Source organism: Flavobacterium acetivorans, from assembly GCF_020911885.1.
Taxonomy (GTDB): Bacteria; Bacteroidota; Bacteroidia; order Flavobacteriales; family Flavobacteriaceae; genus Flavobacterium; species Flavobacterium acetivorans.
The window spans coordinates 2165748-2182613 of the sequence record NZ_CP087132.1 but is presented as its reverse complement, the minus strand read 5'-3'; the positions used below and the strand labels follow the sequence as shown (position 1 = coordinate 2182613).

The following is a 16866-nucleotide window of genomic DNA, read 5'->3' as shown; positions in this document are numbered from 1 at the left end:
TGATTTTTGATTTGTATAGTTCCTTCTCGCACCATAAGTACATGTTAAAATGCAATAGTGCTAAAATTATTTTTCATTTGATTCATTTAAAATTTCAATTCCTTCTAAAAATACCGAGTCTTTACAAACTTCTCTATCAGAAGAAAAACAATACAATATACCTCATCCTGCATTGAAACCCACTTAAGAGAACTTTTTTAAAAGAAACACCTGACTGTATTTTTACTTGCAATAGCAATTCTCAAAAATAGAACAGTCTTCTTGATTTATACACCAGTACCTACCAGTTTATTTTGCGATATCTAAAAAAAAAAAAACAACCTTATTTAAATGAATAGCAAATCTCACTACGCATTTAAACATCTAAAACAACTCCTTTTAAACATTTAAACCAAGGTTAATTTAAAATTTGGCATAAAAAAAGAGCCAGAAGCATACTTTCCTGACTCTAAATTCAAATTTAATAAGTATTCTATTTTTAAAAACTTTATTACAGAAGACTAACCGGAATTAGCCTTTCATTTCCCCTGCAATTAATTTTCCTTTAAAAAAGACCCCTTCTCTTTTAGGCAGACGCGCCACGGCCTCAGCAGAACAACTTGATTTTACCAGAATAAAATTAGCTTCATTACCTACCGCTGGCCATACACGATCCCCTGAATCATTAAGAGGTACTATTTCGTCTGTCGTGGCAATATGCAGCGCTCGGCTTAGACTGTATTCATCGGTCCAACCATAAAGTTGTGCACACAATTTTGCTTTTTCTAACATATCGCAAGTACCAAAAGGCATCCAATGATCAACAATACTGTCAGTACCGGTCATTAGTTTTACACCGTATTTTTTCAAGGTAGGTATAGGCATAATTGTTCTACCTATTGGAATTGTAGAAACCACTCCAATACCAAGTGCTCCCATTTGTTCCGCTACTTTTTCTAATTCCTTCTGCTCCATTCTTGCAAGTGCAAAGCCATGACTGATGTAAGTTTTACCTTGTAGTTGTTTATTTTCTTCGGTCTTTTTAATAATATATTCGATTGCCGCCTTACCCGATGGCGGTGATTCATGCAAATGTATATCTATCCCTTTATTGTTATCTATCGCGATTTGACACATTGCATCAAGTGATTTTTCCAGATGACCATCAACGCTTGTTGGATCCAAACCACCAATGAAATCCACGCCCATTTCAGCCGCCTCTCTCAGCAAAGATTCAGATTGAGAATAGAGTATGCCGTGTTGTGGAAAAGCAACTATTTCCCAAGCAAAACTATCTTTGTTTTTCTCTAAAGCCGCCAACAAATGCTCCAAGCTTTTTAATCCGCTCACGGGATCAATATTACATTGGCAACGGGCAAAATAACTTCCTTGACTTTGCATCAATTTAATTGCTTCTTCGGCTTTTCTTTGAGAATCTGGCAACAATTGCGGGATCAACTTTTGCTCAAGAGTAATCATATCCTTTACGGTATACCCTTTTCTAGGTGCAGCATTCCACTTGCCTCCATAATAGGTTTTATCGATATGAATGTGCATATCACGCAAGGCAGGAAGCATTAAAAGTCCTTTGGCATCAATTGTTTTTAATTTTAAATTCAAACCCTCTTTTGCTATGCTTTTAATTTTTCCATCGGCGATATGCAAGTTGTATAAGCCTGTTTTGGTAGCTTGAACTTCCTTTTTTTCATTGTATTCAAAACCGTCTTCCAGCCTTACATTGGTCAAAATATATTCTTTCGATCCAGCAGTTTTTTCATCCTCAGGCAACACCTGTGCCATTGCCGCATTCCCCACGCCAGAAAACAAAGCCGCTCCTGTTGCGGCAGCACTCATTCCTAAAAATTGTTTTCGACTAATTTTTTTTTGTTCCATCATTATACCTATATAATTTTATCCTTTTTTTTCTAATAATTTTACCATTTCAACATACTGAAGTTTTTTAGCATGATCTAATGGAGTCATACCATTTTTATCTGCTATGTTTATATTACAACCGCCATCAATCAATGCAGCGACAATATTTACATGAACTGTACCTCCATCACTCAATAAAACAGCTTCTAATAATGCAGTCCAACCTAAATTATTGATATGATCTTTAGGAAAACCCGCAGTATTTACCAGTAATTTCACCACTTCCAGATGCCCTTTCTCGGCTGCAGGTATAAGTGCCGTACCTCCATAACGGTTGAATATATTAAAATTTGCACCATGACTTAATGCCATTTTCACCAGTTCCAAATTACCTTCGGCGCCCGCATATAAAAAAGGACTATTTTTAATATCATCCTGTGTATTAACATTAGCACCGGCATTGATTAACAAAGCGGCTATCTTGTTATTACGTTTGTAAACCGCATGCATCAAAGCGGTTCTCCCCTTTTCATGTTTCTGTTCTAAAAATGGCTTATCTTTTAAAATAGTAGTCACAAGTGTGACATTCCCACTATCAACAGCTTCAAAAAGAGCTTTATTTTTATCCATAATATCTGCTTGTTTAGATGAACAACTCACTAACGATATAACAATCAAAACAAAACCTGTTAGTAAATTACTCCTGTTTTTTAGGTGGATCATAAAACGAAATTTTTAATATTGAAAAAAGATTTTCAGCCAAAAACCTTTTGACTAATCTTTTAAATATACTAACCGCAGCTAGACATTTAATAAGATTGACAAAAATCGATTAGAAATTCAATTTCCAGCAGTATTATTAATGAGAAGAATGGTAAAAATTATAACTTTCCCTGAAATCACCTGGAGCCTTTCCCGTATGCTTTCTAAATACCTTACTAAAATAACCATTATCATTAAAACCCAACTGATAGGCTATTTCTTTCATAGATAAGCTAGTACTAATAAGTAAACGCTTAGCCTCCAGCATAATTCTGTCTTTTATAAAATCCCCTGCCGGTGTTTTTAAATATTTTTGCGAAAGGATGTTTAGATAATTTGGAGTAATATTCAACTGTTGGGCATAAAACCGCACCGAAGATTCTTCCTGAAAATGAATCTCAATGAAATCAATAAATTTTTGGACAATTTTTTCAGGTCGGACAGTAACCTCATTATCTGGAAAATGAGCTCCATAATCCTTTTGTAATAATTTGAGTAACAAATGCAAACGAAGTACCACTATTTCTTTAGTCAATACATCTTTATACGGAAGCAGTCCTTCTATTTCTTGCAATTGTTTTCTATATTCATCAAATTCTATAGCGCTCAAAGCAAGACAAGAAGGCGAAGCCAGTTGAAAAAAAGGAAAAGGAGATAAATTAGAAAATACATGTATCACTTCTTCAGAAAGCATCAATTGAAAGCCTGAAGTCCCCTCTTTTAGCGACCAATTATGCACCTGTCCCGGCCTTATAAAATAAACCTGATTATCATTTACATTGTATTGTATGAAGTCTATATCATGTAAACCTGAACCACTATCAACAAAAAAAACGAGATAAAAATCATGCTTATGGGGTTGCTCAAATTCATTTCGTCCCTTTACACTATGGCGAAACAAACTAATACCCAAAGGATTTTCTCCTAGTATATTGCCAATAGATAAAGTAGGAATGGAAAGATTATCCAAAATAAAAAGCTATTCATTATCTCACCAAAAATAAAAAATTAAGCTGATGAAAATTTAAAAAATCTAATTTTAATAAAAAATCTTTTTTACAATGCAATTAAAATCTTAAATTTATTACTGATAAATCATACTGATAACATTGTTATCTTTTGGAAATACTTATCCATGCCGCTAATAAAACTTTAGAATAATTTAAAAACAGATTAATCAAAAAAAACAGAATATTAACTATTAAAATAAATTACTAATAATTTATACAATAAAAAAAAAGCCAAACAATAACTATCCGGTAATTTAATCCACTAATCAAAAAACACTCCCTCTCTTTTTTTTTACATTATATTGTAGTTACTCACTTACAATTGTTATTAGTTCCCAAAAAAATGAAAACTAAAGCTTTAAAAAAATAAAATAAAATATTTCCCCAGTAATACTGGGAGTTTATAGTTTAAAATCTCCAAAACTAAATTTAAAGTTAAAACAAAGTTATATTTCAATTAATAAATTTTTTTAATAACTTATTATTTTAATTAAATATTTTTATATATTTGTTTATAGATTTTAAATAAAAAACGTTTTAGTAAAAATTTATACAGTAAAATTCATCATTTCTTAATTCAAAAAAGATTAAAAATACCACCATAACAATAGCAAAGAAAAGGTTCATCTAAACAATCTTGTATTAAAACCCTTTTCAAATAGCGAAAAAAACAAAAGAAACTGCGACAACAAATTTATTATTAACAAACCATCAAAAAATTATGAAAATTTTTTCCAAAAACAAGCCCCGTAATTTATGGCAGGAATCACCAGCCTGGGGGACAACTAGACTAGCTACTGTTTTACTAACAGCGCTATCGGTCCAGCTTTCAACGGCAGCTTCTTCAGAAAAAGTAGTTCCGCTAGAAAGTAACACTACTGCTAAAAAAGGCTTTGAGGCAACAACATTCAGTTTATTTCAAAAGAAAGTTACAGGAAAAGTACTGGATGCGGATGGAAATCCAATTCCTGGTGCCAATATTATTGCCAAAGGTAGCAATGCCTCGGCACAAACTGATTTTAATGGTAATTTCACGATAGAAGTCCCAGACAATGTTACTAAACTGATCATCTCTTTCATAGGTATGGAGCAACAAGAAGTAACAATTGGCAAATCACCTATAACCGTAATTTTAAAGGAAACCGGACAAAGTCTAGATGAAGTGGTAATTACAGGATATGGCAAACAAAATAGAGCCACATTAACAACTTCTATCTCTAAATTAGATACCAGAATTTTGGAAACCTCGAGTAGATCGAATGTAGCTACAGCATTACAAGGTACTATAGCAGGTTTAAGGGTAACCAATAATACTGGACAACCTGGCTCAACTCCTTCAATTGTTTTACGCGGAGGCACTAATTTCAACGGATCAGGCTCTCCTCTTATTTTAGTAGATGGTATTCCTAGTGATTTCTATGCTTTGAATCCTGATGATGTTGCATCCATTGAGGTGTTGAAAGATGCGGCATCTACAGCTATTTATGGAGCCAGATCAGCTAATGGGGTTATTTTAGTCACCACCAAAACGGGTAAAGCAGGCAGATCTTCTATTAACTACAAATATAAATTCAGCGTAAACAAAGAAAGAAACGATCAGCAGTTTTTAAGTGCTGCCGATTTTATAAAATACAATAGGCAATCGGTAGCCTATCAAAGACAAGCTGCTAATAAGCCAAATGATTTCGCTAATTTTTTAGATGGAGCAACCGCTTTTGGTACAGGAGGAAACACAACAAATTCTCCTTATACCGTTCAGTTTTTAACACCTACTAACGAGTATTTATTGAGCCAACCCGGATGGAAAACCATAACAGATCCTTTGAATGCCAGTAAACAAATTTTATTTTTAGATAATGATGTAAGCGATTTGATCTATCAAAACAGTGTAACTAAAGATCATTATTTATCATTTGATGGCGGTAACGACAAAGGAACATACTACTTAGGCCTAGGCGTTTTAGATAACGATGGTTTGGTTTTAGGGTCCGGTTTTAAAAGATACTCTGGGAAATTTAGCGGTTCATACAAGATTACTGATAAGGTTAAAGTTAATTCTAACATATTATATTCGCATTCTAACCTAAGTTTAAGCCCATTAGGCCCTGATAGTGATGTATTTCAAAGGTTTGCGGGGCAAGCACCAACTTCTAGAACCTATGACAATAATCCTGACGGAACTTTATCTAGTGTTTTGAGTCCGGGTACAAATTTTAGTTTCGGTAATCCATTGTATTATCAGGACAAGTTTATCAGAAAAAATTTAGAACAACGACTGTCTGCATCCGCCGGCTTAGATTGGGATATTATTGATGATTTAACCTTATCTCTAAAAGCTAGTCATTTTACAATTAACAATCATAAAGAAAATTTCAATAAAGCTTATATAGAAGGTGCTAGCTCGAATGCACCCATAACAACACGTTTTGCTTCTGTAAGTTTAGATAGAACACTTAGGAATCAGTTAACTGGAACTTTAAATTACACTAAAAAGTTTGGCAGTCATAATTTCAATGCCTTGTTAGGTGCTGAATATTTCAAAGACAATGTCTTTTTTAGTGGTGCAGGTACTAAAAATTCTCCAACAGATTTAATCGAAACACTCAATGCAGGTGCAGAAGTTGATGGTAAGCCATTCAGTTTTGAATCAGAACAAGTTATCGTGTCAACATTCGGAAGATTAATATATGATTATGACAATAAATATTTATTAAGTGCCACCTTTAGACGCGATGGGGCATCAAGATTGGGAAATCAAAAATTTGACGTTTTCCCGGGTGTATCTGTTGGTTGGAATGCGCACAATGAGAAGTTTTTAGAAGGTGTTAGCAAATATGTGTCAAAATTAAAACCAAGGTTAAGTTATGGGGTTAATGGTGACGTTAGTTCGATAACTAGTCCAGGACAAAGAGATTATACAGGGAATTATACAGTATTTGGATCTTATGGCTCTCAAGGTGTCTATAATGGTCAAACAGGTTATGCCAATACAGGCTTACCTACTTTAGACCTTGAATGGGAACGTTCAACTACTCTCAATGCAGGTTTAGATGTGTCTTTTTTTAATAACAGACTTAACTTTATTACGGATCTGTACTCAAGAGATGTTAAGGGTAAAATATCCCCTCTTACCTTGCCTTTTTGGACAGGATTCTCTTCTATAAGAACTAATAATGGAGTTATTAGAAACAAAGGATTCGAGCTGGAACTAAATGCAGATATTATTAGAAATGATAATGTAACATGGAATGTTGGGGCAACTTATACCGCCAATAAGAATTATGTGATAAGCCTTCCTAAAAGTAATAGAGCTTTTAACGGGCAAGATGGTACAGAAGTTTATGATCCTGCTACAGGTTTAACAAAGTGGGTAGGGGGATTAGAAGAAGGAAAACGTGTTGGATTGGATGAAATTGTAGTTTATGTGCAAGATTATATTTATGCGGATCAGGCAGCTGTAGATGCGCATGCGACACGCCAAGATGTATTATTACCGAATCATTTCAAACGTTATCCAGGAGATGTTGCCTGGAAAGATTTGAATGGGGATAATATTATTAATAGTTTGGACAGAAAAGTTATTGGACGCAGTACACCTAAATTAGTAGGTGGTTTTACCTCAAACGTAAGCTATAAAAACCTTAGTTTATTTGTTAAAACTGACTTTGCCACCGGTCATTTAGTTTACAATCATATTAGAGGTAAAGGCTATGCACAAACACAGGGAAATTTGAATCAACCAATAGAGATATTGGATTCTTGGACTCCTCAGAACACTAATACCGATTGGCCTCGTATGGTCTTTGTTGACGCACAAAGAAATGTCCTTAGGGGGGATGGTACTGTTTCAAGAAATAGCCAGTTTTGGGAAAAAGGGGATTATTTAGCCCTAAGAGAAGTTACCCTGAACTATAATTTGCCTGTTAAAAAATATTTTAAAGGTGTTATACAGAATTTTAATCTTTATGCAACAGGAAGTAACTTGCATTACTTCAAGAGTTATAGCGGCGATACCCCAGAAGTTGGAGGAGCGCAAGAAGGTGCATTTCCTATGCCTAGAACAATTACAATTGGACTTAATGTAACTTTTTAATTATTATAAAAATGAAAAAATATATATCAATATTACTGGTTGCTGTTTTTTTTAGTTCATGCGAAAGTGAGCTTGAATTAACGAGCCCTAGTGAATTAACAGCGGCTGGTTTCTGGGATACCGAAAACGGCGCAAGAGCTGCACATACAGGATTGTATGCTACTCTTAGAGGGTCTTATAATAATTTATTCTTACTGGGAGAGATGAGAAGTGATATTTGGGGTGGTACAACATTCGAAACCGCGGCCGATGTCAACCTTATAGAATCAAATATAACGGCAACTACAGCGCCTTTTGGAGGTTGGGCTGGACTTTATGGCAACATTCATAAAGTAAATGATTTTTTGAAAAATGTGCCTAACATTAGCTTTACAAATCAAGCAGATAAAAATCATCTTATGGGTCAGGCTTATGGTCTAAGAGCTTTATACTATTATACGCTTTTAAAAACATGGGGGGATGTGCCTATTTCTTTAGAGCCTGTAACAAATATAGACCCATCTTCTTTGGGTAAGGCCAGGTCCTCTCAAAATGAGGTAATGACTCAAATAAAAGCTGATATAAAAGCCTCTTTAGACGCTTTTGGCTCTAATAATAGCTTTTATAAAAACACCAGAGTATACTGGTCCAAAGCAGCGACATTAGCTCTTAAAGGGGATGTATACATTTGGTCTGGTAACTTGCTTGGTGGAGGTGCCGCTGATTTTAATGAAGCAAAAGCCGCTTTGCAACAGATTGCATCATTAGACGTAAGCTTAGCACCTAGTTCTGGTTTGTGGGGTGTAGCGAATGAAAACAACAAGGAATTTATTTTTGCGTTGCAATACAAACAAAACGAAGCTTCTAATATATATAATAGTTTTACCGGTAGAGGTACAGAAATCAATCCAAGATTTGACGACAAAGGTATTGCAATGACAAGTTTCGTAATAGCCGGAGCAAATAGATATGGTCAATCTGAGAAAACTATATTGTTGCTAGACGATAATAATGACAGCCGTAAAGATGCTACTTTTATTAGGTTATATAAAGACAACTTAGTTTATCCTACTTATAACAAAGATAAATATTTTGGTTGTATATTAAATAAATTTTTAGGAAGAGTAGCCGGAACTGAGCGAATATTCGAAAATGACGTACCTGTGTACCGATATGCAGACGTTGTATTGCTTTTAGCAGAAGCGAAAAACTTATTGGGAGAAGATCCTTCCGGAGAAATCAATCAAATAAGACAAAGAGCTTATGGCGTTAATTATGTTTCCGCAACACATGCTTATACTAACAGCTCTAAATTAGCGAATACCAATGCGATCTTGAATGAGCGCTATAAAGAATTTATTGGAGAGGGTAAAAGATGGTGGGATTTAAGAAGAGCTGGAAATAGCTTTGTCTTTGATAATGTAAGTTTTTTATCTTCGGGTGACGAATATAAATTACTATTACCTATAACAAGTGATATGATTGGTAGAAATCCTTTACTTGAACAAACAACAGGCTATACAAATTAATTTATATTTATTTGAACTAGTAATGATTAATAAAAAGGGAGACTTATTTTAGTTCTCCCTTTTTTTTTAATCATTCTGACTTACTATTTAACACTGCACATTCTCTTATTTTGAGACTGTTTTTAAAATCAATAGATCAATTGTAAGATTATATTTATATAATATTTTAAAAAAAAATATAGTAAGTTTGTGATTGAATACCTCTACATATTTTAAACATAATCATAATGAGCTTAAAAGATTTATTAGACGCTAGTACTGACAACAGCCTATCCGGTCAAAAATGGCACATGTTGAGACAATCAATAATAAAACGCCTATTATCAACCGGTAATGCTACAATTGCTGAATTGGGTTCGGAATTGCAATCCAGTGTTCCCACAGTAACCAAAGCAGTCAATGAACTTTTAGCCGAAGGCTATGTCGTAGACATGGGAAAAATCACTAATAGTGGCGGCAGACGCCCTTCTTTATACAGCATTAATCCTACTTGCGCTTATTTTCTAGGAATTGAAGTAGGCAGAAGCAGCATGTCAATTGGATTACAGAATATAAAAAATGAATTCGTAAGTATCGAATTAGGAGCTTCCTTTATTTTACAAAATACCCAAGAATCACTTTTAGAGTTATGTGGTTTAATCAACTCATTCATAGAAGACAGTTTGGTCGATAAAAATATGATTGTAGGAGCATGTATCAATTTATCGGGTCGTATTAATTCGATGGAAGGATTCAGTTATAACTTTTTTTTCAGCGAAAACAGACCTTTGACTGAAATCATTTCGGATCAATTGGGTATACCGGTTCGTTTAGAAAATGATACTAGGGCAATGGCCTTTGGTGAATATAGAGAAGGAGTTGTTGAAGGAGAGCAAAATATTATCTATGTGAATTACAGCTGGGGCGTAGCAATAGGAATAATAACCGACGGAAAATTATATTACGGGAAATCAGGCTATTCTGGAGAATTTGGACACAGTACCATATTAGACAATGGAATTTTATGCCAATGTGGAAAATTAGGTTGTTTAGAGACTGAAATATCCGGCTGGTCTCTAGTGAATCAATTCAAGGAAGCCATAAAAGAAGGAAAACATTCTAAAATAGTCCTTGACGAAAACTCAACCACCCTGCAACATCATGCCATAATTGCGGGAGCATTAAATCTGGAAGACAATTTATGTGTTGAATTAGTCTCTAAGCAAAGTGAAAAAATGGGGCGTTATCTGTCTATTATTCTTAACATTTTCAATCCGGATCTATTAGTAATTGGAGGAGATTTCTCTCTATTGGGAGATTACACCCTCTTACCTATTCAATCCGCTTTAAAGAAATATTCCCTTGGATTAGTCAACAGAGACGTTAAATTAAAAAAATCCAGTTTAGGCCGTCGCGCCGGCGTTATTGGTGCTTGTTGTGTTGTAAAAGAAAAAATGTTATCCTCCCTTATCAATAACTAACATTTATTTTAACTTTTGTTATTAAAATAATTTAATAAATACTCTTTATTTATTAAATTATTTTGTATGTTTACAACTTAATAGTAAATGTATAGCGCCATAATTTTCAATTATTCTATTCCTTTGCTGTATCAATAGAAAATACAGCAAAAATACTCCGATTGAAGAAAATCAGATTTCTACTAAATTACTATTTAACAGATTCACTATTTCAATACCGGCAACCCTAGTAGTTCCGCTTTTTAAGCATAAAAACTCTAATACGCGATTGAAAATATAGATTCCTAATACTATTGAATAGAAAATTATCTATTGGAGACACTAAAATTTAAAACTTTAGACTCCATTAAAAACTAAAGACAACTAAAAAAAATACCTCATGAAAATTCAACACTTACAAGGACTTATTTCTGCCCCTTTTACACCCTTTGACAGCAATGGAAAATTAGATGTTAGTCTAATCCCTGCTTATTATTCTTTTTTAAAACAAAATGGAGTAACAGGCGCTTTCATTAATGGTTCTACAGGAGAAGGAGTTTCTACAACTCTAGCAGAAAAGAAAGCAGTTGCTCAAGCTTGGGCTGATTGCAGTAATCATGATACCGACTTTAAAGTAATGGCATTTTTAGCGGGAACCTGCCTTGCCGATTGTATCGAACTTGCCAAACATGCTTACGAGATAGGTTTGTACGCCGTTTCTTTGACCGGCCCTTTTTATTTCAAACCCGCAAACATAGATATGTTGGCGCAAACCTGTATCGAAGTAGGAAAAGAAGTGCCTAACATGCCATTCTATTACTACCACATCCCGGTATTGACAGGAGTTAACTTCCCAATGTTTGATTTGGTAAGAGCCCTTGACGGCAAGCTTCCTAATTTTGCCGGTGTTAAATATACCCATGAAGATTTTATGGATTTCCAAAGCTGTATGAGCTATGAAAACGGCAAATTTGATATGCTTTGGGGACGCGATGAAAATATGCTATCAGCGCTTGTTTTAGGAGCCAAAGGAGCTGTAGGGAGCACTTTCAATTATGCTGCGCCCCTATATTATGACTTAATTGATGCTTTTAACGCTAATGATTTGGTTAAAGCACGCGCTTTGCAACAAAAATCAATCGATATGATTCGTTTGTTAGGAAAATACGGTGGAATCTCTGTAGGAAAAGCTTATATGAAAGTGGTTGGGCACGACCTAGGCGAATTCAGATTGCCTGTCAAAAACATGAGCGCTGAGCAATTCGAATTATTCAAAAAAGATGTAGCTAGCTTGAATTTTGACGCATTCAAGTCAAAATAATCCATTGGTACGTTTTATTTAAAAAAATAAGAACGATGACTAAATCTATTTTTTCTCTAATTTTTATATCCCTGATTATGTCTACTACTGACTCATTTTCTCAAAAAAAAGAGGTTAAGCATGTTGAATGGAAAACAGCTGCCCAATTGCAAAACCCTGATGGAAGTCTATCTATAGGCTTTGCAGGCCCTATAAATGGAGTTAACAATGACGTATTGCTTGTAGCGGGTGGCGCCAATTTTCCTGATAAAATGCCTTGGGAAGGAGGAAAAAAAAGTTATTCAAAAACAATTCATGTGTTACAAAAATGTGGCGATACTTTTTCTTGGATTGCAGCAGTAAAAAGTACCTTAGCGGAACCTATCGCCTATTGTGGGACTACTTCTACTGACTTAGGCGTAGTATATGTAGGTGGAGAAAATGAAAATGGTCTTTCTAATAAATCGTATTTATTAAAATGGAACGCGGAGGCAAAAGAGGTAGAAATAAAATCACTACCTAATTTCCCTTTGGCGATTGCCAATATAGCGCTGACTCACATAGACAATGTAGTTTATGCCGTAGGTGGCGACGAAGCCACAAAATCTTCTGATTCTTTTGCCAGTCTTGATCTAAACGAAGCAAATCCAGAATGGAAAACATTGCCAAAAATACCTTTGGCTTTGGCCAATTCAGTCGCAGTTGCGCAAAAAGGAAAAAATGGAATCGGAATTTATGTTGTGGGTGGAAGAACAAAAACGGCTTCAGGAATAAGTGATTTACATCATACCACTTTTGTTTTTGATATTAAAAAACAAAAATGGGAAAGTGTCGCAGCGATATCCGATGGAAAAAACACCACTAACTTTTCGGCTGGTGCCGGACTAGCTGTTGGGAATCATTCTGTTTTAATCGTTGGCGGTGATAATGGAGCCATTTTTCATCAAATTGAGACTTATCTCTCCCAAATAGCTCAAGCAAAATCAGAGGAAGAAAAAGCAGAGCTCATTGCTAAAAAGAATAAACTCGTTACCAATCATCCCGGATTTTACAACGGTATCTTACTATACAATACCCTAACAGATCAATGGGAAAAAATAGACGAATTGCCATTCCTTCCTCATGTTACAACCCCTGCGGTGTTATGGGATAAAAAAATAATCTTGTCAAACGGAGAAATAAAACCAGGAATTCGTACTCCTGATGTAATGTTAGGAACCCTAAAAAAATAAAAACAATACTGGTTTCTGTGCGACGCTTTCTTTATAAGCTGTTGCACAACAACTGATAAATAAAGTAGACTAAAGATGAAAGAATCAAAACATTATCCTTGGATTGTCGTAGGCTTACTATGGCTTGTTGCCTTGCTCAACTATATGGATCGCCAAATGCTGGCTACCATGCGCCCTTCGATGGAGACCGATATTCCTGAACTAGTCTCAGGTGAAAACTTTGGACGTTTAATGGCCATTTTCCTTTGGATTTATGCCTTAATGAGCCCCGTATCTGGTATTATTGCCGACAAACTGAATCGAAAATGGCTAATTGTAGGCAGCCTTTTTGTATGGTCAGCGGTGACTTATGCCATGGGACTTGCAACGACTTATAATCAGGTGTACTGGTTAAGAGCCTTGATGGGAGTCAGTGAAGCCTTATATATTCCTGCCGGTTTATCGCTTATAGCCGATTACCACCAGCAAAAAACAAGATCACTCGCCATTGGTATCCACATGACTGGCTTATACATGGGTTCAGCTATAGGAGGATTTGGCGCAACCATAGCAGCTTCATTTTCTTGGCATACTACATTTCATTATTTTGGATTAATCGGGATTGTGTATGCAGCCGCTTTAGCCTTCCTTTTGAAAGAGAAAAAAAGCAGCGAAACAACTCACAATAAAACTATTTCATCCGATAAAACAAAAAAAGAATCTGTATTCAAAGGTTTGGGAATCTTATTCACTAATATGTCTTTTTGGATTATCCTGTTTTATTTTGCCATACCAAGTTTACCGGGATGGGCTACCAAAAACTGGCTTCCTACCCTATTTTCCCAGAATCTTAATATCCCAATGGAACAAGCGGGACCTTTAGCAACCATTGCCATATCCTTCTCATCATTTTTGGGAGTTATATGTGGAGGTATATTATCGGATAAATGGGTTCAGAAAAATATTAAAGGTAGAGTTTACACCAGTGCAATTGGTTTAGGCTTGACTATTCCTGCCTTGTTGCTTATTGGTTTTGGTCATTCGTTGTTTAATGTGGTTGGAGCAGCACTTTGTTTTGGTATTGGCTATGGAATGTTTGATGCGAACAATATGCCCATTCTTTGTCAATTTGTGTCTTCAAAATACAGAGCCACCGCTTATGGTATTTTAAACATGACCGGAGTAGGATGTGGTGCTTTGGTTACCTCCTTACTAGGGAAATATTCTGATAACGGCACTTTAGGTGATGGATTTGCATTGATGGCTGGTATTGTCCTATTGGCTTTAATCGTTCAAATTGTTTTTTTACGCCCTAAAGTAAATGATTTTGTCGATGCCTAACATTTAAAATATATCAAATTAACTACCTCATTTATTAATAAGGTAACTGATTTTAAATTTTATGAGTTTTGTTTTGGTTAGAATTATCCGTTGAGGCGAAATAGCTGATTTCGCCTTGACCGATAATGTTCTAGTAAATTAAAAAACATTTAACCCTCTTCCATGAAACCAATTAAAATAAATCTTTTTTTATTTTTATGCCTAACTTTTCTCGTCTTAGGACAAGAAACAATTGCGCAAAATACAGCCATCAAAGTGGCCTGTATTGGTGATTCTGTGACGGCTGGTTATCTGCTTGCTGACCCAGCAACAGCCTCCTATCCGTCCCAGCTTCAAATCTTGATGGGAGAAAATTATGAGGTTAAAAACTTTGGTTATAGTGGAGCGACTCTTTTAAAAAAAGGCCATAAACCTTATTATAAGACTAAGGAATGTGCTGATGCTATTGCTTATCGTCCCGATATAGCTATCATTCATTTGGGTCTTAATGATACCGATCCCAGAAATTGGCCTAATTATAAAGAAGATTTTGATGCCGATTATTCTTGGTTATTGGATACCTTAAAAAAGCAAAATCCAGCCGTACAATTGTACATCTGTAGAATGACGCCTATCTTCAACGAACATTCTCGTTTCAAATCAGGAACCAGAGATTGGTATTGGCAGATTCAATCCCACATTACTCCTATTGCCAAAGCGAACCAAGTGGGACTTATTGACTTACACGAAAATTTGTATGCACGTCCTGATCTTTTCCCCGATGCTTTACATCCTACAAAAGAAGGAGCGGCAATTTTGGCGAAAACCGTTTATGGAAATATTACAAAAGATTTTGGCGGATTCCAATTAGCCTCTGTTTTCTCTGATAATATGGTTTTACAACGCAATCAGCCTATTCAGTTGTATGGAACTGCTAATGGTGGCGATGTGGTGGAAATAAGCTTTAACCAACAAAAAAAGAAAGCAATAACGGATAAATACGGAAAATGGAAAATTAGCTTTCCTGCTATGACCCATGGCGGCCCTTATAAAATGAATATCAGCTGCAATGAAAAAAACAGTACTTTGAATAATATTCTCATTGGCGATGTTTGGTTTTGTTCCGGACAATCCAATATGGCTTTTCAGCTTCAAGAATCTAAAGACGGAAAGGAAGAAATAAAAAAAGCAATCCAAAATTCAAACCTTCGTTTACTGAATTTTAAAGCAATTAAAGAAACGGATAACACGGCCTGGGATTCCCTTTCATTGGCAAAAACCAATCAATTGGAATTCTTTACTGGGAATTGGACCAATTGTGATTCATTAACAGCAAAAGATTTTTCGGCAATTGCCTATTATTTTGGTAAAAATATTGCCCTTGAGGAAAATGTGCCCGTAGGTTTGATACAGCTTGCCGTTGGCGGATCGCCAATAGAATCCTGGATTGACCGATATACATTAGAACATGACGACAAAGTGGTCGATTTATTGACCAATTGGCGTAAATCCGATTTCATCATGCCTTGGGTTAGAGAACGAGCTGGTGTGAATTTGAAAAATGCCACAAATCCTAAACAGCGCCATCCGTATGACCCCGCATACAATTTTGAAGCTGGCGTAAAAAAATTGACCCAATTTCCAATAAAAGGGGTGATTTGGTACCAAGGCGAAAGCAATGCGCACCATATCGAATTGTATGAGCATCTTTTGCCTACTATGGTTCAAAGTTGGCGCAAAGCCTGGAATTTAGATTTTCCTTTTTATTATGTCCAATTATCCAGTATCGACCGTCCGTCGTGGCCGGCATTTAGAGAAGCTCAAAATGGCATGCAAAAAATAATCCCAAATAGCGGTATGGCTGTGAGTATGGATTATGGAGATTCAACTAATGTTCACCCTATCTGGAAAAAAGAAGTAGCAGACCGCTTGGCACTTTTGGCCTTGCGCTATACCTACGGAAAATCAGTCATTGCTAATGGTCCATCGGCTTTGAAAGCGGTTAAAAAAAAGGAGTTAATTAGCCTTTCTTTCGCTTTTGCAAAAAAACTAACCACAGCGGATAAAAAAGAATTAGTTGGTTTTGAACTTGTTACTGATAGAGGAAAACACATTAAAACCAAAGCGGAAATAATCAAAAATAAAGTGAGTATCAGTATTCCAAAAGGAGAAAACATTACAAATGTCTTATACGCTTGGGAACCTTTCAGCAGAGCTAATTTAGTAAATGAAGCCGGCTTGCCATGCTCTACTTTTAGATTAGAAGTGCAATAAAATAAAAAAACAAGTATACATTTGAGAGTGTGTACGAAAACATAAATAATAAAAATAAGTAGATCGCTTTTTGATAAACCCATCTATAAAATACT

The 16866-nt window shown here is 35.4% G+C and carries 10 protein-coding genes; 7 read left to right on the top strand and 3 right to left on the bottom strand.

Annotation, left to right across the window (positions count from 1 at the left end; genetic code table 11):
- Positions 1–510: 510 nt before the first annotated feature.
- The 3 genes from LNP19_RS09560 to LNP19_RS09550 all read right to left on the bottom strand — a co-directional run bounded on the left by LNP19_RS09560 (position 511) and on the right by LNP19_RS09550 (position 3586).
- Positions 511–1872, bottom strand: a complete 1362-nt coding sequence (locus LNP19_RS09560) for an amidohydrolase (protein WP_230064224.1) — start codon at positions 1870–1872, stop codon at positions 511–513.
- Between the two features lie 18 nt (positions 1873–1890).
- Positions 1891–2484 (bottom strand): ankyrin repeat domain-containing protein, encoded by a 594-nt coding sequence (locus tag LNP19_RS09555; protein WP_230061709.1) that lies wholly within the window; start codon positions 2482–2484, stop codon positions 1891–1893.
- Between the two features lie 229 nt (positions 2485–2713).
- Positions 2714–3586, bottom strand: a complete 873-nt coding sequence (locus LNP19_RS09550) for an AraC family transcriptional regulator (RefSeq protein ID WP_230061708.1) — start codon at positions 3584–3586, stop codon at positions 2714–2716.
- A gap of 761 nt (positions 3587–4347) precedes the next feature.
- Between LNP19_RS09550 and LNP19_RS09545 the strand changes: the two genes are divergently transcribed.
- From LNP19_RS09545 to LNP19_RS09515, 7 genes are all read left to right on the top strand, one after another.
- Entirely contained in the window at positions 4348–7719 is a 3372-nt protein-coding gene (locus LNP19_RS09545; protein WP_230061707.1) for a SusC/RagA family TonB-linked outer membrane protein, read from the top strand.
- An 11-nt stretch (positions 7720–7730) separates the two neighbouring features.
- Entirely contained in the window at positions 7731–9227 is a 1497-nt protein-coding gene (locus tag LNP19_RS09540; protein WP_230061706.1) for a RagB/SusD family nutrient uptake outer membrane protein, read from the top strand.
- Between the two features lie 227 nt (positions 9228–9454).
- Positions 9455–10687, top strand: a complete 1233-nt coding sequence (locus LNP19_RS09535) for an ROK family transcriptional regulator (RefSeq protein ID WP_230061705.1) — start codon at positions 9455–9457, stop codon at positions 10685–10687.
- A gap of 379 nt (positions 10688–11066) precedes the next feature.
- Complete coding sequence (locus tag LNP19_RS09530; protein ID WP_230061704.1) at positions 11067–11987, top strand: dihydrodipicolinate synthase family protein; 921 nt, start codon at positions 11067–11069, stop codon at positions 11985–11987.
- A gap of 77 nt (positions 11988–12064) precedes the next feature.
- The gene (locus LNP19_RS09525; RefSeq protein WP_230061703.1) at positions 12065–13198 is read left to right on the top strand and encodes a galactose oxidase; all 1134 of its coding nucleotides are present in this window, start codon (positions 12065–12067) and stop codon (positions 13196–13198) included.
- Positions 13199–13273: 75 nt separating this feature from the next.
- On the top strand, positions 13274–14518 hold the full coding sequence (locus LNP19_RS09520; RefSeq protein WP_230061702.1) for an MFS transporter: 1245 nt from the start codon (positions 13274–13276) through the stop codon (positions 14516–14518).
- A 162-nt stretch (positions 14519–14680) separates the two neighbouring features.
- Positions 14681–16771 (top strand): GDSL-type esterase/lipase family protein, encoded by a 2091-nt coding sequence (locus LNP19_RS09515; protein WP_230061701.1) that lies wholly within the window; start codon positions 14681–14683, stop codon positions 16769–16771.
- The last annotated feature ends 95 nt before the right edge of the window (positions 16772–16866 follow it).

Excerpts from the sequence above, each read along its gene's own strand:
- LNP19_RS09535 (WP_230061705.1), top strand. The coding sequence starts at position 9,455 with ATGAGCTTAAAAGATTTATTAGACGCTAGTACTGACAACAGCCTATCC.
- LNP19_RS09525 (WP_230061703.1), top strand. The coding sequence starts at position 12,065 with ATGTCTACTACTGACTCATTTTCTCAAAAAAAAGAGGTTAAGCATGTT.
- LNP19_RS09560 (WP_230064224.1), bottom strand. The coding sequence starts at position 1,872 with ATGGAACAAAAAAAAATTAGTCGAAAACAATTTTTAGGAATGAGTGCT.
- LNP19_RS09515 (WP_230061701.1), top strand. The coding sequence starts at position 14,681 with ATGAAACCAATTAAAATAAATCTTTTTTTATTTTTATGCCTAACTTTT.
- LNP19_RS09555 (WP_230061709.1), bottom strand. The coding sequence starts at position 2,484 with ATGGATAAAAATAAAGCTCTTTTTGAAGCTGTTGATAGTGGGAATGTC.
- LNP19_RS09520 (WP_230061702.1), top strand. The coding sequence starts at position 13,274 with ATGAAAGAATCAAAACATTATCCTTGGATTGTCGTAGGCTTACTATGG.
- LNP19_RS09540 (WP_230061706.1), top strand. The coding sequence starts at position 7,731 with ATGAAAAAATATATATCAATATTACTGGTTGCTGTTTTTTTTAGTTCA.
- LNP19_RS09530 (WP_230061704.1), top strand. The coding sequence starts at position 11,067 with ATGAAAATTCAACACTTACAAGGACTTATTTCTGCCCCTTTTACACCC.
- LNP19_RS09545 (WP_230061707.1), top strand. The coding sequence starts at position 4,348 with ATGAAAATTTTTTCCAAAAACAAGCCCCGTAATTTATGGCAGGAATCA.